Raw genomic sequence first — 23,177 nt, 5'->3', positions numbered from 1 at the left:
GCTTGTCTCCTCAGGCGCCTGAGCCATCAGGCGCTGACCACCACCCGCTTGTACGCCAGCAGACTGCCATCGCTGTTCTGCTGCAGATTCATCAGATACTCACTGTAATCACTGCCAAATATAGTATCCCGCCCACCACTCAGGGTTGTGTCCTGAATACCGCGACTGCTGTATTTAGCATGAGTCGTGCAGATTTCTTCGGTAAAGGAATCATCAAAACAGAACTGAGAAATCAGGTAATCCGAACCACCGTTGGCTTTGCGGATACGGAAGTGAATGTGAATGGTGCGCCCGGAATACCAGCCCGGGAAGCAGCTTTTGAAATTCACCCGGCCACTGCTGTCGGTGGTCAGCTCGCCGCGAAACCAGGTACTGGCTTCGGCAGCGCTGTTATTCCCGGTGCAGTAATCACCGGCAAAACGGGCTGAATCATCACTGTCACTGGTATCGCCGGAATAAACACCCGAACGGTTACAATGCCAGACCTCGATCAGATAGCCTTCCAGCGGATTGCAGTCTTCATCCACAAACTGCAGACACAGCTGCATCGGCAAGCCGGTCTGGCCTTCGGCGATGTCTTCGCTCTCACTGACACCGAAATAGCACGGCCCTTCGGTCTGGGCCGACATGGTCACGCTGCAGGTACTGCTGCCGTCAAACAGGGTGTCGGCCGGGTAATCAACCGTGATCAGGTCGGTACCGCCGGATGCCCAGCCAGTGCTGGTATCGACCGTGGTCGACGTTTCCGAGCCTGACCCAGTGGTCGAGGTGCTATCGCCTACGCTGCCGGCGATGGTGCTGTCATCACCGCCACAGCCAGCCAGTCCAAGGAAAGGAACGGCGGCCAGATACGAGCCTGCGGTGGTCAGCAGTTTTCTGCGGGAAAGGGCTAACGATTTATAATTCATTATTATCTCCGGGCTTTGCGCCTCTGAATCAGGGTTGTGCCGCTCAACTTTTGCTCAATTCCTGATCGCCGTCCTTCCGCAAAAGGTAAATTTCCGGCTCTTTACCCCGCATTGACACTGCTCATTCTGCAGCCAGTGCTTCCTTTGGCCCGGATTTCCGCTAAAATACCCGGTTCTTAAGATTTAACCCGTATCCACAGGAACTCCCCCATGGCCCGCGTTACCGTAGAAGATTGCCTGAACAACGTAGACAACCGTTTTGAACTGGTCATGCTGGCCACCAAGCGTGCGCGTCAGATCGCCGTACAGGGTGCTGAGCCACTGGTTCCGGAAGAAAACGACAAGCCAACCGTACTGGCCCTGCGCGAAATCGCCGAAAACCTGGTAAACCCGGCCACCATGGCAGCTCAGGAAGAAGCGGCCCGCGCCGAACAGTACTGAGAGCGGCATCCGGAGGGCTGACCAATTGCCGACCATTGATGCCTTATCTGAGCGTCTTTCCCAATATCTGAGCAGCCCTCAGATCCAGCAGGTCTGCCGCGCGTACTACTACGCCGAGCAGGCCCACGAAGGCCAGCGCCGCCGCAGCGGCGAGCCTTACATCATCCACCCACTGGCGGTGGCCAATATCCTCGCTGACATGCACCTCGACCATCAGAGCCTGATGGCCGCCATGCTGCACGACGTCATCGAAGACACCGGCGTTCCTAAAAACGCACTGGCCCGGCAGTTCGGCGACGTGGTCACCGAACTGGTAGATGGTGTTTCCAAGCTCACCAATATTCATTTTGAGAGCAAGGAAGAACAGCAGGCTGAGAACTTCCAGAAAATGGCCATGGCCATGGCGCGCGATATCCGCGTGATTCTGGTGAAACTCGCCGACCGGCTGCACAACCTGCGCACGCTGGGCGTGATGCGTCCCGACAAACGCCGTCGCATCGCCAAAGAAACCCTCGATATTTACGCACCGATCGCCAACCGTCTGGGCCTCAACAGCCTGCGCGTGGAAATGGAAGATCTGTGCTTCGAAGCCATGTACCCCATGCGCTCCGAAATGATCCGCAAAGCGGTGAAGGCCGCCCGCGGTCACCGCTCTGAAGTGGTGAACAACATCGCTGCATCGGTGCGCAACCGCCTGAGCGAAGTCGGCATCAGTGCCCGCGTGGTGGGACGGGAGAAGCATCTGTACAGCATTTACACCAAGATGCGCGACCAGCGGAAATCGCTGAGCGACATCATGGACGTGTACGGTTTCCGCATCATCTGCGACTCGGTGGACTCCTGTTACCGTATCCTCGGTGCCATGCACGGGCTGTACAAACCGATTCCGGGCCGCTTCAAAGATTACATCGCCATTCCGAAAACCAACGGTTACCAGTCGCTGCACACTACGCTGATTGGCCTGGGTGGTCTGCCGATCGAAATTCAGATCCGCACCGAAGAAATGGAAGCCATGGCCAACCATGGTATTGCCGCGCACTGGCTGTATAAGTCGGAAAGCGATCAGGCCAGCGGCACCCAGCGTGCCCGTCAGTGGGTGCAGAATCTGCTGGAACTGCAGAAGAGTGCCGGCAGCCCGATCGAATTCGTTGAGCACGTCAAAGTCGACCTGTTCCCGGACGAGATTTACGTGTTCACGCCGAAAGGCAAAATCATGGAGCTGCCCGCCGGCTCAACGGCCATCGACTTCGCCTACGCCGTGCACACCGATGTCGGCAACCACTGCATCGCCTGCCGCATCAACCGCCAGCTGGCGCCGTTAAGCGCGCGCCTGCAGAACGGTCAGACGGTGCAGATTGTGACCGCACCGAGTGCCCAGCCGAATCCGGCCTGGCTCAATTTTGTGGTGACCGGTAAGGCCCGCTCGAACATCCGTAATTACCTGAAATCCCAGCGCCGTTCCGAATCGGTGGCGCTCGGTGAGCGTCTGCTGAACAAAGCGCTCGACGCCCTCGGCAAAACCATCAGCGACATCGACGATCAGCACATCGATCTGGTGCTGAAAGAAACCGCCCTGCCAACCTTTGATGACCTGCTTGAGGACATCGGCTCCGGTAACCGCATGGCCCCTCTGCTGGCGCGCCGCTTACTGGTGGCCAACAAAGGCAGTGATATTGATCTGGAAGACATGGAACAATCGCCGCTGGCGATCAAAGGCACCGAAGGTCTGGTGGTCAATTTCGCCAAGTGCTGCAGCCCGATTCCGGGCGACCCGATCATTGGTCACGTCAGCTCCGGCCGAGGTCTGGTGATTCACACCGAGAGCTGCAAAAACGTCGAAGAATTCCGCAACAACCCGGAAAAATTCGTCATCCTCAGCTGGGATAAAGACATCGACAGTGAATTCACCGTCGACCTCAAGGTGTACCTGGAAAACCGCCGAGGCATCGTCGCTGAGCTGGCCAGCGCCATCACCCAGGCCGAAGCCAACATCGAAAAAATCAGCGTGGAAGAACGCGACGCCCGCCTGAGCGTCACCCACCTGAGCCTCAGCGTGCACGGCCGCAAACACCTTGCCCGCGTGATCCGCCGCCTGCGTACCATCCGCGGCGTGAATAAGATCGTCAGAACCCGTAACTAAGGTCTGCTAACCCTAAGGAAGCAACGCATGAGCCGCGAAATCATCTCCACCCCAAATGCCCCGGCCGCCATCGGCACTTATTCACAGGCCGTAAAAGTGGGTAAAACCGTGTACCTGTCCGGCCAGATTCCTCTGGTTCCGGAAACCATGGAGATTGTGGAAGGCGACATCGAGGCACGCATTCATCAGGTGTTCAAAAACCTGAGCGCCGTGTGTGAAGCCGCCGGCGGCTCACTGCAGCAGATCGCCAAGCTGAATATCTTCCTGACCGACCTGAGCAACTTCGCTACCGTGAACAAAATCATGGCCGAATACTTCGTGCAGCCGTACCCGGCGCGCGCAGCCGTCGGTGTGGCACAGCTGCCGCGCGACGCCCAGGTAGAAATGGACGGTGTGCTGGAACTGGATTAATCCGCAGCATAAAACGCGCAATAAAAAAGGGACCAGCAGGTCCCTTTTTTATTGCTCAGATCCTCAGATCAGCCCCAGCTCTTCCAGCAGCTTGTCGTAGCCTTCGCGGTAATTGCTGTAGCGGAACTGGTAACCCAGCTCGTGAATGCGCTTATTGGAGCAGCGGCGGTTGGCACGACGGGTCGCTTCCGGCACATCGTGGTCGGGCTCGACATCGCCGATACGGTCTTTCATCCATTCGAGCACATCGAACAGGGTGGCCGGTTCGTCGTCGGTGGCCAGATAAATGTCTTCAAGCGGATCGCCGGCCAGTGCTTTTTCCACCAGCAGGGCCAGCACGCCAACGCAGTCGTCGCTGTGTATGCGGTTGGTCCACACCGGCGGTTCGGGGTCGCAATGACCACCGTGGCGGGCCTGTTCAATCATGCGCGTACGACCCGGGCCGTAAATACCGGTAAAGCGCACCACAGTGCCCGGGGTTTTGTCTTTCAGCAGGGCTTCTTCCGCCGCCAGCAGCTCTTTGCCGGCAAAACTGGTCGGACGGGTTTCGGAGGTTTCATCCACCCACTCGCCATCCATCTGGTGATATACGCTGGAGCTGGAAACGAAGAACGTGTGCTTCAGCTTCTGGTCTTTGAGGGCGCGCAGAATATGGCGCAGACCGCGGTAGTAGTAATCGTGGTAGCCCTCTTTCGAGAACACAGGGGACGCGACACAGTAGAGCATGATGTCGAGCGCTTCCGGCAGATTCTGCAGCGTTTCGGTATCGGCCACGTCGGCCTGAATCAGACCAACCTTGTCGCCGATGGCCTTGTCCGAGCGCCGTAAGCCCCACACCTGATGACCGGCATCCGCCAGAGTCACCGCCAGACGACCACCGATATCACCAGCACCCACAATCAGAATACGGGCCATAGTTTTTCCTCCTGCACTGGCCGCGCGGCGCAGCCTGTTGCCTTGTTTCAGCTTCCTGACTTTCCGCCGGGCCGGGCGGATTCCTGTTGTACCTGCATCTTACGTACCTGAGCTTAAGAATAAAGCTTTTTACCGCCCATGCGGCGGGACTTTATTCCGGCCGAATCAATAGGTAAGATATATCACATCTCGAAAGCCTATACAGGCAGACAATAAGGTGATGGTATGACACTGACCGAACTCAAATACATAGTGACGCTTGCACAGGAACGCCATTTCGGCCGTGCCGCCGAAAAATGTTTCGTCAGTCAGCCGACGCTGAGCGTAGCGATTAAGAAACTCGAAAGCGAGTTAGACATTGCGATATTCGAGCGCAGCAAAAGCTCGGTCACCGTGACCCCGATGGGCGAGCGCATCGTCACTCAGGCCCAGCGCGTACTCGAAGAAGCACGTGTGATCAAAGAAATGGCCAGCGCCGGCAAGGACCAGCTCAGCACGCCGCTGAAAATCGGCGCCATCTTCACCATTGGCCCGTACCTGTTTCCGCATCTGGTACCTCAGATTCATCAGCAGGCGCCAACCATGCCGCTGTATCTGGAAGAGAACTACACCGGCACCCTGCGCCGCCAGCTGCGCGACGGCGAACTCGACGCCATTATTGTCGCCCTGCCGTTCACCGAGCCGGATGTGCTGACCCGTCCGCTGTACGACGAAAACTTCGTCGTGGTGCTGCCCAAGAACCACCCGTGGACCAAACAGAAACACATCGAAGCCGAACAGCTGGCCGACGAAGACCTGCTGATGCTGGGCGAAGGCCACTGCTTCCGTGATCAGGTGTTCGAGTTCTGCCCGGCGCTGGGCCGCAAGCACCACACCCGCCTCGGCAGTGTGCTGGAAGGCAGCTCGCTGGAAACCCTGAAGCACATGGTCGCCTCTGGTCTGGGCATTACCGTGCTGCCGGAGTCGGCGGTGAGCAATCTGGATATGAATCTGGTGACCACCCGTCCGTTCCGCACGCCGGCACCGCACCGCACCGTGGCACTGGCGTGGCGCGCCAGCTTCCCGCGTGGTCAGGCCATCGACCTGCTGCTGAGCACGGCGCGTCAGTGCCGTCTGGAAACCAAACACTGAGGATAAGGCGTGACGCGGCTGAGTCTGCTGACCGATCTGAAAGGCGTTGGCCCTAAGCTGGCCGAGCAGCTGGAGAAGCTGAACATCCGCACACTGGCGGATCTGTTTTTCCATCTGCCCTTCCGCTACGAAGACCGCAGCCGCATCACGCCCATCGGTGCGGTGCAGCCCATGCGGCCTGCCGTGGTGCAGGGGGAAGTACGCGCCGCCAGTGTGCTGTTCGGCAAACGCCGCAGCCTGCTGGTCAAAATTCAGGATCACACCGGCACCCTCAGCATCCGCTTCTACCATTTCAACGCCGCGCAGAAGAACCAGTTCCGCACCGGCAACACCATCCGCTGCTACGGCGAACCGCGCCGTGGCGCCAGCGGGCTGGAGCTGTACCACCCGGAATACACCCTGCTGGAAGACGGTCTGGATGCCGGTCTCGAACCCAGCCTGACGCCGGTTTACCCCGCCACCGACGGCATCAGTCAGCAACGCCTGCGCCTGCTGCACGAGCAGGCGCTCGGACTGCTGGCCGCGGATCAGGTGGATCTGACCGACCTGCTGCCGCACCAGTGGCTTCAGCAGTGGCAGCTGCCGACGTTAAAAGACGCGTTGCTGTTTCTGCATAACCCGCCGCGCGACACCCGGCTCGAACAGCTGGAAAGTGGCCAGCACCCGGCGCAGCGACGCCTGATTCTGGAAGAGCTGCTGGCGCATCAACTGTCGCTGCACAAGCTGCGCTCGGAAGTTCAGTCCGATGCCGCACCCGCCATCCGCAGCGCCAAGACCCTGCAGAACGCCCTGCTGGCCGGTCTGCCCTTTACCCCCACCGGCGCCCAGAGCCGGGTTGTGAACGAAATCGAACAGGACCTGCAGCAACCTTACCCCATGCTGCGCCTGGTGCAGGGCGATGTGGGCTCTGGCAAAACCCTGGTCGCCGCACTGGCCGCCTGCGATGTGCTGGAGGCCGGCTTTCAGGTGGCCTTAATGGCACCGACGGAAATCCTCGCCGAACAGCATCTGAACAACCTGACCAACTGGTTTGCGCCGCTGGGCATCCGCACCGGCTGGCTGGCCGGCAAAGTGAAGGGTAAAGCGCGGGAACGTGCTCTGCAGGAGATTGCCAGCGGCGAAGCGCAACTGGTGGTCGGCACCCATGCGCTGTTTCAGGACGACGTACTGTTCGCCCGGCTAGGCCTCATCATCATCGACGAGCAGCACAGATTCGGTGTGCATCAGCGGCTGGCCCTGCGCGAGAAAGGCGCCCATACCGAGCTGTCACCGCATCAGCTGATCATGACCGCCACGCCGATTCCGCGCACGCTGGCCATGAGCGCCTACGCCGACCTCGACACCTCGGTCATCGATGAACTGCCACCGGGGCGCAGCCCGATCACCACGGTCGCCATTTCCGACCAGCGCCGCACGGACGTGATCGAACGCGTCAACAGCGCCTGCGCCCGGACCGAGGACGGCGGCGAAAATGCACAGGCCTATTGGGTCTGCACCCTGATTGAAGAAAGCGAGGCCCTGCAGTGTCAGGCCGCGGAAAACACGGCGCAGGAACTGACCGAAGCCCTGCCGCATCTGCGTATCGGTCTGGTGCACGGACGGATGAAACCGGCCGAAAAAGCCGACGTGATGGCCCGCTTCAAAGCCCACGAACTGGATCTGCTTGTCGCCACCACCGTGATTGAGGTGGGTGTGGACGTACCCAACGCCAGCCTGATGATCATCGAAAACCCGGAGCGTCTGGGTCTGGCTCAGCTGCACCAGCTGCGCGGCCGGGTCGGACGGGGCTCCGCCAAGAGCCACTGCGTGCTGCTCTACAAATCGCCGCTGTCGTTCACCAGCAAGCAGCGCCTGCAGGTGATGCGCGACAGTCAGGACGGCTTCTACATCGCCGAACAGGATCTGATGATCCGCGGCCCGGGCGAACTGCTCGGCACCCGCCAGACCGGTCTGCAGCTGCTTCGCGTGGCGGATCTGCAGCGCGACGGGGACTTACTGCCGCAGGTAAGGCAGATGGCCGAACAGCTGTGGAGCCATCATCCGCACACCGTCGACCCGCTCATCGACCGCTGGCTGGGCGACGCAAGCCGCTTTGCCACTGTGTAACTGCGCCGGGTCAACTTTTCTTTGCAAAGCCCGTCCGGGTCAGCAGCCCTCGACTATAGTTAAGGCCAGTCACTGTAAAACCCAGATGGATCTCCTATGGCTATCCCTGCCAACGTGAAAAAAGTACTGGATGACTGGCACATCAACTATTCACTGACCAACGACGAGGAGTTGTTTCACCTTATGCAAAGCAATCCTCCGGCCTCGTATTCCGCGAAAGTGGCCAACGTCATTTTTCTGAAGGATGAGCTGGGCAAGGTGCAGGTCGTGATTCCGGGCAACCGGATGCTGGATCTTAATCAGCTTGCCCACCAGCTCGGTCGCCAGTTTACGGCTCTGTCCGCGGAAGAGCTGGATAAACTGCGCAACAAATTCGGCCTCAGCGCCTTCCCGGCACTGCCCCAAGTAACACAGCTTGAAAGTCTGGTCGACGATCACCTGCTGGCGGAAGAGGAGCTGTTCATTGTTTCCGGTGACAGCCATGAGTGGCTGAAGATTCCGATGGAACAGTTCCGCAGCCTGACCACCAGCTCACGCATCGGCAGCTACACAGCGCCGCTGATGACCGACGTGCATTACAACGATGCGCGTCAGGATCTGGAAGACATTCACGCCGCCATCCGCCAGTTCACGCCGCTGCGCATCAAGCAGCGCCTGTCTGAAACCCTGGATCTGCCGCCCCTGCCGGAAACCGCCCGCCGCATCATTGAGCTGCGGGTCGATCCCAACGCCGACACCACTTCACTGGCCCATACCGTCGAACTCGACCCGGGCATGGCCGCTCAGGTGGTGAGCTGGGCACGCTCGCCGTATTACGGCGTGCGCGGCGAGGTTAAAACCGTCGAAGACGCCGTGATCCGCGTGCTGGGCTTTGATCTGGTCATCAATCTGGCGCTGGGCCTGTCGCTTGGCCGCACGCTGTCAGTGCCGAAAGAAGGTCCGCACGGTTATGCACCGTTCTGGCAGCAGGCTGTGGTCACCGCCACGTTGTGCGGTGAGCTGGTGCGACTGATTCCGGCCCGCCACCGGCCGAGCCAGGGGTTGGCCTATCTGTGCGGACTGCTGCACAACTTCGGCTTTCTGGTGCTGGGCCATGTGTTTCCGCCGCAATTTTCGCTGGTGAACCGTCATATCGAGGCCAATCCGCACATCAACCGTTTCTACGTCGAACGGCACCTGCTCGGCCTGACCCGCGAGCAGATCGCCGCCGGTCTGATGCAGCAGTGGCGCATGCCGGACGAGCTGGTGACTGCCATGCGCCAGCAGCACAACCCGTATTACGATGGCGAACATGCCGACTACGTGCGTCTGCTGTACATCGCCACCCGCAGCCTGCGCCGCCACGGCTTCGGTGACGGTCCGTTTGAAACGCCGGAGGATTATCTGTTCGATGCACTCGGCCTGCGTGCCGACGCGGTTGAGGAAGTCACCGCCAAGCTGCTGGAACGGGTCGATGATCTGGGCGAGCTGGTGCAGATGATCGGCAGTAAACGCTGAATGTAGCGCTCGGACCCGCCCATAAAAAAAGCCGCAGATGCGGCTTTTTTTATGGTGTCTGAACGGCCGTCAACCGGCGCTGAGCTGACCTTTCACACCGGCCAGCCACTGCTGCATCACCGGCTGACGGTAGGTCTGAATCAGACGCTGTAATTCGTCATTCGGGGTGCTGCGGTGCACATACAGCAGGAACTCCTGCACATGCTGTTGCAGTGCTGCCTGCCAGCCGGCCGGCGGGTTCCAGCCGCGCAGCACGGCCTGCAGCTGCGGGTACACTTGCTCGCGGGTCAGGCTCATCAGAGCGGAAAACTGCATCGCCTGATCCAGTTCATTAATCAGCGCCACCCGTGCCGGTGGCGGCGGTGACGTGCGCAGACGCTGCACATAGGTGGTGTAGGCCTGAGAGCCCTGATGGCGGATGGCCTCTTCTTCTTTTTCGCGCAGGTTGATCAGCTGGCGGCTGGCCAGCAGGGTTTCCAGCGCACCGCGGTCGGTGTCAGACAAGGTCTGCAGCACCCGGCCGAAGCGGGCTTCCAGCGCCACCGGCGCCCACAGCGCGGTCAGACGGTCGACCACATCGTATTGCTGGCCAATGGGCGCGGCCTGCTCATTCAGCACCTGTTGGGCAATGTTGCGCGCCTGTTCGCTCAGACCGATCAGACCGGACGTGCGGATGATCTCCTGCGTCTGCACCACGGCCGGATCCGGCTCAACAGCCGCCTCCACGGGCGCTGCAACATCGGCCGGGCTGCTTTCAATGGCCAGCGCCCCCAGCGGGGTAAGCACCAGCATCAGGGCCATCAGCGGCTGTCTGATCACTCTTGTTCTCCTGCGCGAAGATTAAAATAGGTGTCGTCATTGAGCGCCCCTTCGCTGCGGGCAACCACCACCGACACCATGGCATCACCGGTAATGTTCACGGCGGTGCGTATCATATCAAGAATCCGGTCAACGCCGATGATAAGGGCGATGCCTTCCAGCGGTAATCCCACCTGCTGCAGCACCAGTGCCAGCGTCACCAGCCCGACGCCCGGCACACCGGCCGTACCGATCGACGCCAGCATCGCGGTCAGCACCACCAGCAGATAATCGGTCATGCTCAGATCGAGCTGAAAGGCCTGAGCAATAAAGACAGTCGCCACGCCCTGCATAATCGCCGTGCCGTCCATATTGATGGTGGCACCCAAAGGCACCGCAAAAGCCGCCACCCGGTTCTGCACACCAAGACGCTGCTCAACCGTGCGCAGGGTGACCGGCACGGTCGCGGTGCTGGAGGCGGTACTGAAGGCAAACAACTGGGCGTTGCGCATTTTCAGCAGGAAAGGCACAGGCGACAGACCCGACAACAGTTTCAGCAGCAGCGGATACACCAGCAGACCGTGCAGCAGCAACGCCGCCACCACGGTCAGCATGTAGATCGCCAGATCGCCGACTTTGCCAATGCCCTGCTGGGCAAACAGGGTAAACAGCAGGCAGAACACACCGTAGGGGGCGAAGTTCATCAGCAGCGTCACCAGCTTCATCAACACTTCGTTCCAGTCGGAAAAATGGGCGCCGATGCGGGCGCCATGATCACCACTGCGGCCGACTGCCACACCGATCAGCAGGGCGAACACAATCACCTGCAGCATGTTGCCCTGCGCCATGGCCTGAATCGGATTGCTCGGGAAAATACCGGCCAGCACATCGATCAGCGGCGTCGGCTTCGGCGGCTGATAACTGCCATCCAGCGCCATGTGCACACCGGCACCCGGTTGCCACCAGCTGGCCAGCAATAACGCCAGACTGATCGCCAGGCCTGTGGTGGCCAGATACAGCACGATGGTTTTCAGGCTTAGCCAACCTAAGGAACTCTGGTCACGCAGATGGCAGACACCGCACACCAGCGACACAAACACCAGCGGCACGACAAGCAACTTGAGACTGGCGACAAAGAGTTTGCCACCCAGCAGAAACACGCCCTGAGTGAGCAGGTCATTCAGCACGTAATGAAGAACAGAATTGAGGCCCGGGATCAGCAGAATCTGCTGGGTCAGACCGCCAAGCACAATGGCGGCGGTCATGGCGATCAGGATCTGGCGGGTCAGGGACATGGACTCTCCTTATCGTCCCGGGCCTGCGTGGTGGTTAAAAACGCCTTTCAACCACCGTGACCCGGATTACTTTTTCTTTTTCGGCTTCAGGAACTTGGTGATGCTCTGGAACCACATCACTTTGGACAGATCGCCGGCGATCTTAATGTCTTTATCCTGAATGCCTTTCATGAAGGCATTTTTATCCTTGGACGTCAGGATGCGCAGGCCAGTATCGGCGTTTTTGAAGCTGATGGTAAAGGCCGGATCCTGAGTGGCCTTGGCTTTGCTGCGGATTTTGCTGTCGGCGACCGCGAAATGGCGGACCACTTTGCCGTCTTCAGTCTGCAGCTGGAAAGCGAAATTTTTACCGTCGAGTTGCTGGCGGAAGTCCGGGTTCTTGCGGGCTGCTTTTTTCATCAGCAGTGCCAGAGCCCAGAGCAGAAGCTTGAACTTGATCATGATGAATCCTCTGGATTAGCGATTGAGCTTTCAGGAGTCCGGTTGTTCGGAGGTGGAGTCTCTTTCCTGAAAGACGCGCGATTGTGCCAGAGCAGGCATTCGTTGCAACAGTCCTTCTTTGCCAAGACGGCGCATATGCTGGCGGTTGCGTTCGGGGATGCGGTCCGGATGACGCACGCTGGCCAGTGCTTCCTCGATATCCGCCTCACGGATGATGTGCAGCATCGGGAATGGCGAACGGTTGGTGAAGTGACTCATGTCGTCGTCATCTTCGCCTTCAAACAGGTAATCGGGATGGAACGTCGCCAGCTGCAACAGGCCTTCATAGCCCATCTGCACCAGCAGGTTGTCGCAGATCAGACTCCAGTTCCAGTACTCGTCGAAGTCGTCCAGCGCGTTGGGGGTAACAAACAGTGCTGTTGGCAGCTGTTGCGGATCGGCGTCCGCCACCTCGCGCAGCACGTTCATAAAGACCATGGTCAGCTCTTCCAGATCGGAGCTGTCACAGACGTCGATGCGCAGGGTATTGAAAACAGGATGGGCAAAGGGGCAGAGCCCCTCGCCAATGACGAGCTGCTTAACCCATTCCCGGGTCAGCAGCTCAGGTGTGCTTATTGCACAGCCTCTTTCAGAGCTTTACCTGGCTTGAAAGCCGGTACTTTAGCAGCCGCGATGGTGATGGCTTCACCAGTCTGCGGGTTTTTGCCCTGACGCTCAGCGCGAGCACGTACTTCGAAAGTACCGAAGCCGATCAGACTTACGGAATCGCCTTCGCTCAGTGCCTTGGCAATCTGGTCAGTGATGGCGTTGATCACTTCTGCAGCTTTTTCTTTGCTCAGGTCCGCTTTTTCAGCGATGGCCGCAGCCAGTTCTGGTTTACGCATGGATAAAGATCCTTATTGGGCAGTGACTGTCCCCCCGTTTCCGCGGGGGATTAAACGATCCCCACAGATGGACCGTGGGGCAGAAAACCAAGCTCAGGGCATTACCGCCGGCAGCTCTTTGTTGAGCGCTACTTTATTCATAACCCTGGCTCCGGTCAAAGCATAGCCGAGCAAATGGCCGTTTTCGTCGCGGAATTCCGCCTGAACGTCCACTCCGTCACACTCGACCTGCCACTGGCCGGCACTGCCTGGCGCCGGCGGTGAAACCACCACAGGGACCACCGGGGTTTTTACCGTCACCGGCATCACACCGAAGGACACGTCGGTCGGCTCGCCGGCCAGTGTCTTGGCCAACGCACGGGCAGACGCCATCAGCGGCAGCACATACAGCAGCACACGGCCTTCGATTTCAGCGCAGTCGCCCAGTGCATAGATGTCCGCTTCGCTGGTTTCCAGACGACGGTTGACCATCACACCATGATTCACCTGCAGACCGGCTTTTACCGCCAGATCCAGACGCGGACGCAGACCGATGGCCGATACCACCACATCCGCGGTCAGGGTTTCGCCGTTGGTCAGTGAGGCTTCGACCTGATCGCCGGAGCGCACAATGCGGGTCACCAGCGGGCCTAAATGGAAGCGCACGCCCAGACCTTCCAGACCAGCCTGCACCGCGTCGGCCGCTTGCGGCGGCAGCAGTGACGGCAGCAGATGCTCGCACGGGGCAACAACGTCGATATCGAAACCACCGGCGGCCATGTCGTTGGCGTATTCCGCCCCGATCAGACCAGCACCCATGATCAGCACTTTTTTACGGCCTTCTGCCGCCGCGCGGAAACGGGCGTAGTCTTCCAGATCGTTGATCGAGTAGATGCTGTCACCGGCATCGCCTTCCACACGGGCGCGGATCACTTCCGCTCCCCAGGCCAGCACCAGCTTGCTGTATTCCACCGGTTCTTCACCGATGAACACGCGGTGCGCCGCCGGGTCGATGTGGGTAACGCGGGTGTTGGTGCGGATAACGATGTTCAGCTGTTCCGCCATCTCGCCGGCGGAGCCCATGGCCAGCTCGTCGGCGGATTTGTTTTTGCCAAACCCGGTGGACAGCATAGGTTTGGAGTAATTACGGCCGTCGTCGGCGGTAATCATCAGAATGGGTTGTTCAGGCGCCAGCTTGCGCAGTTCTTTCACGAGGTTGTAGCCGGCAAGACCAGTGCCGATCACCACAACCGGTGCGGTTTGAGTGCTCATAAATGTCAGTCCGGGTGAAAGGGGTGGAGAGGCAGGTGCGGAAGCCGCACCTGAGGGGGCGTCAGCAGGATCAGATTTCGACCATTTCGAAGTCGTCTTTACCTACACCGCAATCCGGGCAAATAAAGTCGGCAGGAACATCTTCCCAACGGGTACCCGGCGCCAGGCCTTCTTCCGGCGCGCCCAGTTCTTCGTCATAAATCCAGCCACACACAACACACTGCCACTTCTTCATTTTCTTACCTTTGGATAACACACATATTCAGAAAGGCCGTAAAACTACTCAGCCACCCTAGGAAAATCAACGGTCTTTTCCGGGCAGTTGGCGGGTGCGCAATGCACGGTTGCGCCCGACCGCTTGCCTGCTCCGGCCTTTTGTCGCATCCTGCGCGCCTCTTCAGGGGCAACTGAGCCCCATGCTGTTTCCGGAGTCCGACTGTCCGATGACCCCCATCCGCGCATTGCAGGCGTCCGCCGTTTTACCTCAGGGTCTGGCCCGCACACTGCATCCGCTGGCCCCCGTCTGGTCAAACCGAAATCAGATTCCTGCCTTCAGTCTCAGGCCGTTATGGCGCGACTGGCTGTTCGATCAGGGCTCTCTGACCGCCCGCATCAGCGCACTGCGCCCCGGTACCTTTCATGTTGAGGTTCTGGGTCAGTACGCAGCGCATCCGACCGCCACCGAACGCCGGACGCTGAATCTGGGTCAACAGCAGGCGGTCTGGGTGCGGGAGGTGATTCTGCGCCTTGCTGATGAGCCGATTGTCTACGCCCGCACGGCCGTGCCGATGTCGACGCTGCGCGGCAGCGGCGCGCAGCTGCGTCATCTGGGCAACCGTTCACTCGGATCGTTTCTGTTCCGCCAGCCCGGCCTCAAACGCACGCCCCTGCAGGTGAGCCACTGCGCCGCCAATCAACTGGGGTTACAATGGGCGCGCCGCTCGGTGTTCACCCTGCGCGGCGGGCGTTTACTGGTAACGGAGGCGTTTTCATCCCGTCTGGACGCCTACGTCTGAGCTTTTACCGCAGGAATACCGCATGACCGCTTTCACTGCACTACTGAACCGCCACTGGCCACAATGGCAGGACTGGGTTGCCATCACCCGTATTGATAAGCCGGTGGGCTCGTATCTGCTGTTATGGCCAACGCTGTGGGCATTGTGGGTGGCCGGTAAGGGTCATCCGGATTTTTCTGTGGTGCTGATTTTTATCATCGGCGTCTTTCTTATGCGCTCCGCCGGCTGCGTCATCAATGACTTCGCTGACCGTAAGGTCGACGGCTTTGTGAAGCGCACCGCGGAACGTCCGATGGCCACCGGGCGTCTGTCAGAAAAAGAAGCCCTGACCGGCTTCGCCGTGCTGGTTGGGCTGTCGTTTCTGCTGGTGCTGCTGACCAATACCTACACAGTGCTGCTGTCGTTCGGCGGTCTGGCACTGGCGGCACTGTATCCGTTTATGAAGCGCCACACTCACCTGCCACAGGTGTTTCTCGGTGCCGCTTTCTCGTGGGCGATTCCGATGGCATTCGCTGCCCAGAGCAACGAAGTGCCCGCCGTCGCCTGGCTGCTGTACGCCGCCAACCTGTCGTGGACGGTGGCTTACGACACCATGTACGCCATGGTCGACCGCGACGACGACATGAAAATCGGGGTGAAATCCACCGCCATTCTGTTTGCCGATCTGGACATTGCCATGATCGGTCTGCTGCAGGGCATTGCGGTGTTCTGCCTGCTGTCGGCAGGCAGCCAGCTGCAGATGGGCTGGCCATTCTGGGTGGCCCTGGTAGCCGGCTCCGCCTTCCTCGGCTGGCTGATGTGGAGCATCCGCGGGCGCGGGCGCGCCGAATGCTTCGCGGCGTTCCGCCAGAGTCACTGGTTTGGCCTTATGATCTGGGCGGGTATTCTGCTGAACTATTTGCTGAATCCACCAGTCTGATGCCTCTTGTTCGCTAATCTGCTGATCTCATCGTCAACTGTCACATCCCTGTAACATTGCGCCAGTGTAATACCAGCGCAATAAGATCGGATTATGACACTTGCGTGACGACTATGAGCAAAGCAGGTAAGACGGTATTAATCGTCGATGACGAAGCACCGATCCGCGAGATGATCGCGGTGGCGCTGGAAATGGCGGGCTACGAATGCATGGAAGCGGCTAACGTTCAGGAAGCCCACAGCAAAATCGTTGATACCAAGCCGGATATGATTCTCCTCGACTGGATGCTGCCGGGTACCAGTGGAGTGGAGTTTGCCCGTCGCCTGAAGCGCGATGATCTGACAGCCGAGCTGCCGATCATCATGCTGACCGCCAAAGGTGAAGAAGATAACAAGGTGCAGGGCCTTGAGGCCGGTGCCGATGACTACATCACCAAGCCGTTCTCGCCGCGTGAGCTGGTTGCGCGTCTGAAAGCCGTGCTGCGCCGTGCCACGCCGCAGGGCATCGAAGAGCCGATCGAAGTCGGCGGTCTGATGCTGGACCCTGTGTGTCACCGCGTGACCTCGCACACCAAACCGGTAGAAATCGGCCCGACCGAATACCGTTTGCTGCAGTTTTTCATGACCCACCAGGAGCGCGCGTATTCCCGTGCCCAGCTGCTGGATCAGGTCTGGGGTGGCAACGTGTATGTCGAAGAACGGACCGTCGATGTGCACATCCGCCGTCTGCGTAAAGCACTGGGCGAATCCCACGACCATCTGATTCAGACCGTCCGCGGTACCGGCTACCGTTTCTCGACCAAAGCCTCCTGACCGGAGTGCTGGTGAGTCCTGTCTGGCGCAGGGAATTGCGCCGTCTGACCTATCTGCTGGTTCTGGCCGTCGCCGCCGGCATCACCCTGCATCAGCCGGGCTGGAGTCTGGCGGCGGTACTGGCTATCTACGTCGGCTGGCAATTACTGCAGTTATCCCGTCTCCACCGCTGGCTGCAATCCGGTCAGACCGCCACCCTGCCCGACAGCCTCGGCATCTGGGGCGCCATATTTTCCGACACCCGTGCCCTGCAGCTGCGCAGCCAGAAGTATCAGCAGAAACTGCAGTCGGTGATTAACCGCATTCAGGATTCCACCGCCGCCCTGCAGGATGCCGTGCTGATGGTCGACAGCCACGGCAATCTGGAGTGGTGGAATCAGGCTGCACAACGTTTTCTGGGGCTGAAATCGCCGGTGGACGTGGGACAGCCGATCACCAACCTGATCCGCGATCCGGCGTTTAAAACCTATTTCGATGCCGCCGATTACCGCGACCCGCTGACCATGCAGTCGCCGGTCAACAAACGCATGCACCTGCAGTTCAATATCACCCAGTTCGGTCGCCGCGACCGCCTGTTGCTGGTGCACGACGTTACCCGCCTCAAGCATCTGGAACAGATGCGCAAAGACTTTGTCGCCAACGTCAGCCATGAGCTGCGCACACCGCTGACCGTACTGTCGGGTTACGTCGAAACCATGGCCATGCACGGTGACGACCTGCCGCCGCGCTGGGGCCGCATGCTGGAGCAGATGAGCGAACAGAGTCTGCGCATGGAAGCCATCATCAAAGATCTGCTGGCGCTGTCGCGTCTGGAAACGACCTCCACCGAACAGCCGGGGGCTGTGTTTGTGCAGCCGTTGCTGGAACAGATTTGCGCCGACGCGCGGGCGCTCAGTGGCCAGCGCGGCCACGACATCACGCTCAGCTGCGACGGCCCGGAAGGCCTGCTCGGCTTTGGTGATGAACTGCGCAGTGCCTTTTCCAATCTGGTGTTCAACGCGGTGAAGTACACCCCCGACGGCGGCCGCATTGAGGTGTTGTGGCAGGGCGATGCCGAGCACGGCCTGCTGTCGGTACGCGACAACGGCACCGGCATTGCAGCCCACCACATCCCACGCCTGACCGAACGTTTTTATCGGGCAGACCCCAGCCGCAGCAAAGAAACCGGCGGTACCGGTCTTGGGCTGGCGATCGTCAAACACGTGCTGCTGCGCCATGAAGCAACGCTGGAAATCGAGAGCGAAGTGGGCAAAGGCAGCTGCTTCCGCGCCCGCTTTATCAGCCGGCGCCTGATCAGCCAAATGGCGCCGGATCAGCGCACGCGGGCGATATAACGCGACAGGGTTTCGAGTTTTTCCGGATCATCATCGACGTAGCGGATGATCATCTGGATGGTTTCGGCGTCCGGGTGCGGCTCCTGCGCCTGCATCATGCGCACATAACCGTTAATGCGCGCGACGTCACCAGTTTCCTGATCGACAATGTCCAGCACCGCCTGCTCCAGCAGCGCCGGCAGCTTGCCTTCGCGGCGGAAGACGCCGATCAGTTCCTGCAGACTGATGTCCTTGATAACCAGCTTGGCCGTACCGCCGGAACCAAAGCGCACACTGGCGATGCCTTTGGCCCGCACACCCGCCTTGGCTTGCGGTTTGGGCGCTTCTGCCGCGCCCAGCAATGCAGCGGCACTGCCACTGTCGGCCGGTGCCCGTACCTGAGGCGGCAACTTGGTAGCAGCCCCCATCAGCACCGACGCGCCCCCCATATCACCGCCTTTGGGTTTGCCCGCGGTTTGTTCCGCGCCGAGCACACTGACCGCACCCGCCGCCAGCGGATTGGCCGGTGCCTCGGCCTGCGACGGTTTGATTTTCAGATGGCGCCAGACCAGCTTGGTCAGCTTGCCGGCGAAGTTTTCACGGGTGAAGGGTTTGCCGATGTAATCCGATACACCGGCTTCTACGGCTTTGACTACATGATCGCGTTCGCCACGACTGGTGATCATCATGAAGGGAATGGCTTTATAACGTTCGTCGGCGCGCATCCATTGCAGCACTTCAATGCCGGACACCTCCGGCATTTCCCAGTCGCACAGCACAAGGTTGATGGACTTGCTGTTCATCAGCGAGATGGCCTTACGGCCATCAATCGCTTCATGAATTTCGCAGCCGGGGTAGGTTTCCCGCACTGCTTTTTTTACCAGATCCCGGATAAACGCTGCGTCATCCACGATCAGAACGTTGAGAGCCGCCATGCCTCAGCCTTTTTGCATCAATACTGATTTCAGCATAGACGGCTTCAGCTCCTTTGCCCTGCGCACCGGAGGCCAGCGGCAGACGCTCGCAGCGCAGTAACGTGGCGCCGATCACCGCCGCCGGCATCACAAACCAGTTCACCACCGGAATCATCATCAACCCCGCCACCAGCGCACCAAAGCCCAGTGCGGTTAACAGATCGGCTTTTACGCTGGCACGCACCTCGTGGAACGGGCGGCCGTGGTTGTCGTAGGAATAATCGATGTACTGCAGCGCCACCACCCAGCTGCCGAACCAGAACCACAAAAACGGCGCCGCCAGATTCACCACCGGAATAAAACTGAGCACCAGAATCAGCAGATAACGCGGCAACAGGTAACCCAGCTTGGTCAGCTCGCGGCCGAAGGTGCGGCGCACCATGGACCACAGCGACTCTTCCGGCACCGTGCGGCCGCTCGCCCGTTCCACATGCTCGCTGAGCAGACCATTGAACGGGCTGGCCAGACTGACCAGCACGGCGCTGAAAAAATAGGCCATCACAAACAGCAGGGTCAGCAGCGCCAGCGGCAGCAATAACCAGTACAACCAGCTCAGCCAGTCGGGTAACCACTGGGTAAGCTGCTCGATCCAGCCGCTGATCTTACGACCGCCCCACCAGGTGGCGGCCGACATAATGACGATGTTCATCAGCAGTGGCAGAGCCACGTAGCGCTTCAGACCCGGGCGGGTCAGCTGGCCGAAACCACGGGCCAGATACTGCCAGCCCAACAGGGGATTTCCGTTCATTCTTGTCTCCGTGCAGATGCGTTCGTGCATCAACTGGGGGGCTTTTATACAATGCAGGACGCTTATGACCAAACGCTCTACGGAGGATTCCCCGCGTGACGCCGCAACGTCTGCAACGTATTCAGCAAACCCTGCGTTTGCGTCAGCCCGATCTGACGGTGCTGACCGACGAGGTTCACAAAGACCGCAACCTGTCTGCCATTGTCCGCAGCGCCGATGCGTTTGCGATTCCGAAAGTCCACTGCGTGTGGCCGGACGACACCTACTATGTGCGCCCTAATCAGTCATCCGGTGCCGGCAACTGGGTGGACGTGCAGACCCATCCGACCATTGCCGACGCCATTGGCCATCTGAAAGAACAGGGCTTCCGCATCGTGGCGGCTCATCTCTCTGACCGGGCAACCGACTACCGCGCCTACGACTTCACTCAGCCGACGGCCCTGATGATGGGCAATGAAAAAGAAGGCATCAGCAACGAAGCCGCAGAACTGGCGGACGAGCATGTGATCATTCCCATGTCGGGCATGGTGCAGTCATTCAATGTGTCGGTGGCGGCGGCGATTATTCTCAGCGAGGCACAGCGCCAGCGTCAGGAGGCCGGGCTATTCGATGAATGCCGTATCGCCGATGACGATTATCAGCGCCTGCTGTTTGAGTGGTGTCAGCCACAGATCAGCGAGATTTGTCAGGCCCATGGCCTGCCCTATCCGGAGATTGGTGACGACGGAGAGCTGACGGACCCTCAGGGGTTTTCGCAACGGGTCAACGGCCGCTTGTGAAAGTGCCAGCTCATGCCCCGGCCGTCGGGTGCCATGTAGCCCACCGGGATACGCTGGTAGCGGAAGTCCTGCCGCAGAAAGGCCTGTAAGCGTTTTAATGCGGGTGCCGGAACGGCGCTGCCGACCAGCACAATGCGCAGCGCTTTGGGCGGCAGACGCAGCAGCCACTGGCGGCTCCCGGCCACCGTGATCGGCGGACCGGCCTCCTTACGGGCCAGCACCAGCCTGTGCTGGCGCAACGGCGAGCGGGCGGGCGCATCCGCCCACAACCGCGACGGAAAATCCGCTGGCCACTGCTCGTCATAGCGCAACGGACGTATATCCGCCTGCGGGCAAAAGTCCGGCTGAATACCCAGCCACACCCGGTTGAATCCGTGCAGGCTCCAGCTCAGGGCGCAATCCGGATCGGTACTGAACGTCTGCCACAGCCAGTCCTCCGGATTGCCCACCGGTGCGGCAGCGGCCTGCTGCTTTCTGACCAGCAACGCCTGTTCAATATCACGCCGTTTGCGCTCCGCCTGCTGAATAAAGGTGTCGACCGTCATCAGATCGCGCAGCGCTGGCGGCAGGCGGGCGAACTCAGCGCGCAGATGCGCTTCGTATTCCTCGCCGCTGACGGCGGCCACGGTAACCGGCGGACGCTGGTAGCCCGGAAGGGCAGCGTATTCAGGGGCGGTCAGCGGTATCACCGCCCGCTTGAGCAACGGAATTACTTCTTCTGACAGAGGCAGATACAACAGTCCGGACGGTATCGTCACGTCGTGACTCATACAAACTCACTATTCCACTGGGTGGGTTTGTTGCGATATTTACCTGCGCGCTTGTGCGATATATCTCACAAAGGGGTAAGCGTTTTAGGTAAAAATTCGCAAAGAAACCGGAAGAACCTAACGAGACATTTTCTAAATCATTGAAAAATAACGATTTTTAAAAATCTCATCGGTAACCGTTTGTGTCAGTATAGAAAACCCCCGCTTGGGCGAAGTCGGCTTTCTGCTATCTTTAATTTCACAAGGACGGACGCACTGCCCGGATGGCAGTGATCAGGAAGATGCTGCGATGGAAAGCAGTCACGGAAGATCTGAGCAGCAAGGAATGCTGACAGGGAAGTAAAACCGCGACGGATAGCGGCAAGGACGAACGAAAATCTAGATAGCCAGGATGGTGCTAGGGTGCTGCGGCGGCCAGAACAGGATGTTCTGGCCGCCGATTTATTTTGGGCCATCCAAAAAATCAGCGACTGTGATAGCGCTCCGCCAGAATCCCCACCAGTACAAACGCACCACCCACCACCAATAGAAACACTCCCGCCGATAAGGTCCGCAAATACGACTCCAGCAACGGCGTCAGCCACACCGACAGCATGCCATAACCAAACGTACAGAGCGCGATAAACACCAGCACCCGCAACCAGACCGGCTGGCGGCGCACCAGATGGCGGGCAAGATCGTTAATCGTATCGCCAAAGATCACCAGCAAGGTGGCAATCAGCGCCAACGCAATGTCGTCGGTGTGAGGCCGTACATACGCAGAAAACTCAGTAATCAGACTCATATTTCCTCCTGTTCGCGAGCCAGATTAGCCATTGGTGCGGGCGTCATCCACGATGGTTACGAATAAAAACCAATTGTTAACCAAAGACGGTAGTTTTCTGTAAAACCTGTGCCATTCTGGAACAGAGTGTTCAGCCATAGGAGAAGGCGGATGCCCCCATTACCTCATCAGCTCGGCCAGTTGTTGTTGCGTCGCGGAGCCATTACCGAAGCACAACTGGACCAGGCACTGGTCTGGCAACAGGCTCATCCGATGCCGATTGGCGCGGCTCTGTTGCAATTAGGCGCCATCGATCAGCGCACACTGGACCGGGCACTGCGTCAACAGAAATGGCTGCGCCCATGCGCCGCCTGCTTTGCGTTGATTGCGCCGCTTTCAACCGCCTGGGCTGCGGATCAGGGTGACGAGGGCGATGTGTTTCACAGCTGGAACGACCGGGTGCAATGGCAACTGGGCGAGTCCGAGCACGTGTCGCAGCACACTGCGTCGGTCGACCTCGTGAAATTCGTCGCGCTGACCGCGTGGGATATTTATCAGGGAGCACCGGAAACCGGCGAGATGCGTTTCAACCTCAGCCAGACCGGCAAGAGCGCGTATCAGCTGGAAATGACCGTGCATTTCTGAGTGCAGAAACGCCTGAAACAGAAAAGAAAAAGCCCGTCACAAGGACGGGCTTTTTTGTCTGGTGCCGGCACAAGGAATCGAACCCTGGACCTACTGATTACAAGTCAGTTGCTCTACCGACTGAGCTATACCGGCAAGTGGGCGGGAATCTTAATGTCGAGTTTACGGCCCGTCAACCGCTTTTTCCCTAACCCCATGAAAATTATCGGATTATAGAAAA

Annotated in this window: 25 protein-coding genes and 1 tRNA gene; 12 read left to right on the top strand and 14 right to left on the bottom strand. The window is 59.4% G+C overall.

Annotated elements, in window-relative coordinates:
• Positions 1–26 precede the first annotated feature (26 nt).
• The gene (locus ACQUQU_RS16955) at positions 27–908 is read right to left on the bottom strand and encodes an intradiol ring-cleavage dioxygenase (RefSeq protein WP_430460892.1); all 882 of its coding nucleotides are present in this window, start codon (positions 906–908) and stop codon (positions 27–29) included.
• Positions 909–1,118: 210 nt separating this feature from the next.
• Here ACQUQU_RS16955 and rpoZ point away from each other — a divergent pair, with 210 nt between their 5' ends.
• The 3 genes from rpoZ to ACQUQU_RS16940 are packed head-to-tail and all read left to right on the top strand — an operon-like array spanning position 1,119 to position 3,900.
• The gene (gene rpoZ / locus ACQUQU_RS16950) at positions 1,119–1,349 is read left to right on the top strand and encodes a DNA-directed RNA polymerase subunit omega (RefSeq protein ID WP_430460891.1); all 231 of its coding nucleotides are present in this window, start codon (positions 1,119–1,121) and stop codon (positions 1,347–1,349) included.
• Between the two features lie 25 nt (positions 1,350–1,374).
• The gene (spoT, locus tag ACQUQU_RS16945) at positions 1,375–3,489 is read left to right on the top strand and encodes a bifunctional GTP diphosphokinase/guanosine-3',5'-bis pyrophosphate 3'-pyrophosphohydrolase (protein WP_430460890.1); all 2,115 of its coding nucleotides are present in this window, start codon (positions 1,375–1,377) and stop codon (positions 3,487–3,489) included.
• Positions 3,490–3,516: 27 nt separating this feature from the next.
• Positions 3,517–3,900, top strand: coding sequence for a RidA family protein (locus tag ACQUQU_RS16940; protein WP_430460889.1), 384 nt, complete (start codon positions 3,517–3,519; stop codon positions 3,898–3,900).
• Between the two features lie 63 nt (positions 3,901–3,963).
• Here the strand turns inward: ACQUQU_RS16940 and ACQUQU_RS16935 are convergent, their stop codons facing one another.
• Positions 3,964–4,815 carry an NAD-dependent epimerase/dehydratase family protein gene (locus ACQUQU_RS16935; protein WP_430460888.1) on the bottom strand — a complete coding sequence of 284 codons (852 nt, stop codon included), beginning with the start codon at positions 4,813–4,815 and terminating at the stop codon, positions 3,964–3,966.
• Between the two features lie 225 nt (positions 4,816–5,040).
• Between ACQUQU_RS16935 and ACQUQU_RS16930 the strand changes: the two genes are divergently transcribed.
• The 3 genes from ACQUQU_RS16930 to ACQUQU_RS16920 all read left to right on the top strand — a co-directional run bounded on the left by ACQUQU_RS16930 (position 5,041) and on the right by ACQUQU_RS16920 (position 9,549).
• On the top strand, positions 5,041–5,946 hold the full coding sequence (locus ACQUQU_RS16930) for a LysR substrate-binding domain-containing protein (protein WP_430460887.1): 906 nt from the start codon (positions 5,041–5,043) through the stop codon (positions 5,944–5,946).
• A gap of 9 nt (positions 5,947–5,955) precedes the next feature.
• Positions 5,956–8,052, top strand: coding sequence for an ATP-dependent DNA helicase RecG (gene recG, locus ACQUQU_RS16925; protein WP_430460886.1), 2,097 nt, complete (start codon positions 5,956–5,958; stop codon positions 8,050–8,052).
• 96 nt (positions 8,053–8,148) lie between these two features.
• Entirely contained in the window at positions 8,149–9,549 is a 1,401-nt protein-coding gene (locus ACQUQU_RS16920; protein WP_430460885.1) for an HDOD domain-containing protein, read from the top strand.
• 69 nt (positions 9,550–9,618) lie between these two features.
• On the opposite strand, the gene ACQUQU_RS16915 is transcribed toward ACQUQU_RS16920, so the two are convergent.
• From ACQUQU_RS16915 to ACQUQU_RS16885, 7 genes are all read right to left on the bottom strand, one after another.
• Entirely contained in the window at positions 9,619–10,368 is a 750-nt protein-coding gene (locus ACQUQU_RS16915) for a hypothetical protein (protein WP_430460884.1), read from the bottom strand.
• A complete protein-coding gene (locus ACQUQU_RS16910) occupies positions 10,365–11,642 on the bottom strand; it encodes a dicarboxylate/amino acid:cation symporter (RefSeq protein WP_430460883.1) in 1,278 nt (425 codons plus the stop codon). Before ACQUQU_RS16910 ends, ACQUQU_RS16915 begins: the two co-directional genes overlap by 4 nt.
• Positions 11,643–11,708: 66 nt before the next feature.
• Positions 11,709–12,083: an SCP2 sterol-binding domain-containing protein gene (locus ACQUQU_RS16905; protein ID WP_430460882.1), complete on the bottom strand. Its 375-nt coding sequence runs from the start codon at positions 12,081–12,083 to the stop codon at positions 11,709–11,711.
• Positions 12,084–12,113: 30 nt separating this feature from the next.
• Positions 12,114–12,650, bottom strand: a complete 537-nt coding sequence (locus ACQUQU_RS16900) for a DUF1415 domain-containing protein (RefSeq protein WP_430463050.1) — start codon at positions 12,648–12,650, stop codon at positions 12,114–12,116.
• Between the two features lie 44 nt (positions 12,651–12,694).
• Positions 12,695–12,967 carry an HU family DNA-binding protein gene (locus ACQUQU_RS16895; protein WP_430460881.1) on the bottom strand — a complete coding sequence of 91 codons (273 nt, stop codon included), beginning with the start codon at positions 12,965–12,967 and terminating at the stop codon, positions 12,695–12,697.
• 93 nt (positions 12,968–13,060) lie between these two features.
• Positions 13,061–14,218 carry an FAD-dependent oxidoreductase gene (locus ACQUQU_RS16890; RefSeq protein ID WP_430460880.1) on the bottom strand — a complete coding sequence of 386 codons (1,158 nt, stop codon included), beginning with the start codon at positions 14,216–14,218 and terminating at the stop codon, positions 13,061–13,063.
• 70 nt (positions 14,219–14,288) lie between these two features.
• On the bottom strand, positions 14,289–14,453 hold the full coding sequence (locus tag ACQUQU_RS16885) for a rubredoxin (protein WP_430460879.1): 165 nt from the start codon (positions 14,451–14,453) through the stop codon (positions 14,289–14,291).
• A 208-nt stretch (positions 14,454–14,661) separates the two neighbouring features.
• Here ACQUQU_RS16885 and ACQUQU_RS16880 point away from each other — a divergent pair, with 208 nt between their 5' ends.
• The 4 genes from ACQUQU_RS16880 (at position 14,662) to phoR (ending at position 18,299) form a co-directional block, all read left to right on the top strand.
• A complete protein-coding gene (locus ACQUQU_RS16880; RefSeq protein ID WP_430460878.1) occupies positions 14,662–15,234 on the top strand; it encodes a chorismate--pyruvate lyase family protein in 573 nt (190 codons plus the stop codon).
• 22 nt (positions 15,235–15,256) lie between these two features.
• Positions 15,257–16,153 carry a 4-hydroxybenzoate octaprenyltransferase gene (gene ubiA, locus ACQUQU_RS16875; protein WP_430460877.1) on the top strand — a complete coding sequence of 299 codons (897 nt, stop codon included), beginning with the start codon at positions 15,257–15,259 and terminating at the stop codon, positions 16,151–16,153.
• Positions 16,154–16,266: 113 nt separating this feature from the next.
• Complete coding sequence (gene phoB / locus ACQUQU_RS16870) at positions 16,267–16,965, top strand: phosphate regulon transcriptional regulator PhoB (RefSeq protein ID WP_430460876.1); 699 nt, start codon at positions 16,267–16,269, stop codon at positions 16,963–16,965.
• Between the two features lie 11 nt (positions 16,966–16,976).
• Positions 16,977–18,299, top strand: coding sequence for a phosphate regulon sensor histidine kinase PhoR (gene phoR, locus ACQUQU_RS16865; RefSeq protein ID WP_430460875.1), 1,323 nt, complete (start codon positions 16,977–16,979; stop codon positions 18,297–18,299).
• On the opposite strand, the gene ACQUQU_RS16860 is transcribed toward phoR, so the two are convergent.
• Both ACQUQU_RS16860 and cysZ read right to left on the bottom strand, forming a co-directional pair.
• The gene (locus ACQUQU_RS16860) at positions 18,278–19,213 is read right to left on the bottom strand and encodes a response regulator (RefSeq protein ID WP_430460874.1); all 936 of its coding nucleotides are present in this window, start codon (positions 19,211–19,213) and stop codon (positions 18,278–18,280) included. The two genes, phoR and ACQUQU_RS16860, sit on opposite strands and share 22 nt — an antisense overlap.
• Positions 19,182–20,000, bottom strand: a complete 819-nt coding sequence (gene cysZ, locus ACQUQU_RS16855; protein ID WP_430460873.1) for a sulfate transporter CysZ — start codon at positions 19,998–20,000, stop codon at positions 19,182–19,184. The genes ACQUQU_RS16860 and cysZ overlap by 32 nt, the downstream gene beginning before the upstream one ends.
• A gap of 95 nt (positions 20,001–20,095) precedes the next feature.
• On the opposite strand from cysZ, the gene trmH reads away from it, so the two are divergent.
• A complete protein-coding gene (gene trmH, locus ACQUQU_RS16850) occupies positions 20,096–20,779 on the top strand; it encodes a tRNA (guanosine(18)-2'-O)-methyltransferase TrmH (RefSeq protein WP_430460872.1) in 684 nt (227 codons plus the stop codon).
• Here the strand turns inward: trmH and ACQUQU_RS16845 are convergent.
• Together ACQUQU_RS16845 and ACQUQU_RS16840 are read right to left on the bottom strand one after the other, a co-directional pair.
• The gene (locus ACQUQU_RS16845) at positions 20,743–21,549 is read right to left on the bottom strand and encodes a hypothetical protein (protein WP_430460871.1); all 807 of its coding nucleotides are present in this window, start codon (positions 21,547–21,549) and stop codon (positions 20,743–20,745) included. The two genes, trmH and ACQUQU_RS16845, sit on opposite strands and share 37 nt — an antisense overlap.
• A 463-nt stretch (positions 21,550–22,012) precedes the next feature.
• Positions 22,013–22,333, bottom strand: a complete 321-nt coding sequence (locus ACQUQU_RS16840) for a DUF3392 family protein (protein WP_430460870.1) — start codon at positions 22,331–22,333, stop codon at positions 22,013–22,015.
• A 150-nt stretch (positions 22,334–22,483) separates the two neighbouring features.
• On the opposite strand from ACQUQU_RS16840, the gene ACQUQU_RS16835 reads away from it, so the two are divergent.
• Positions 22,484–22,957: a hypothetical protein gene (locus ACQUQU_RS16835; protein ID WP_430460869.1), complete on the top strand. Its 474-nt coding sequence runs from the start codon at positions 22,484–22,486 to the stop codon at positions 22,955–22,957.
• Between the two features lie 59 nt (positions 22,958–23,016).
• Here the strand turns inward: ACQUQU_RS16835 and ACQUQU_RS16830 are convergent.
• A tRNA-Thr gene (locus tag ACQUQU_RS16830) sits at positions 23,017–23,092 on the bottom strand.
• Positions 23,093–23,177: the final 85 nt, after the last annotated feature.

The sequence above is a fragment of the Thalassolituus sp. LLYu03 genome (assembly GCF_050507655.1).
Taxonomy (GTDB): Bacteria; Pseudomonadota; Gammaproteobacteria; order Pseudomonadales; family Oceanobacteraceae; genus Venatoribacter.
This window is presented reverse-complemented; position numbering and strand designations above follow the sequence as displayed.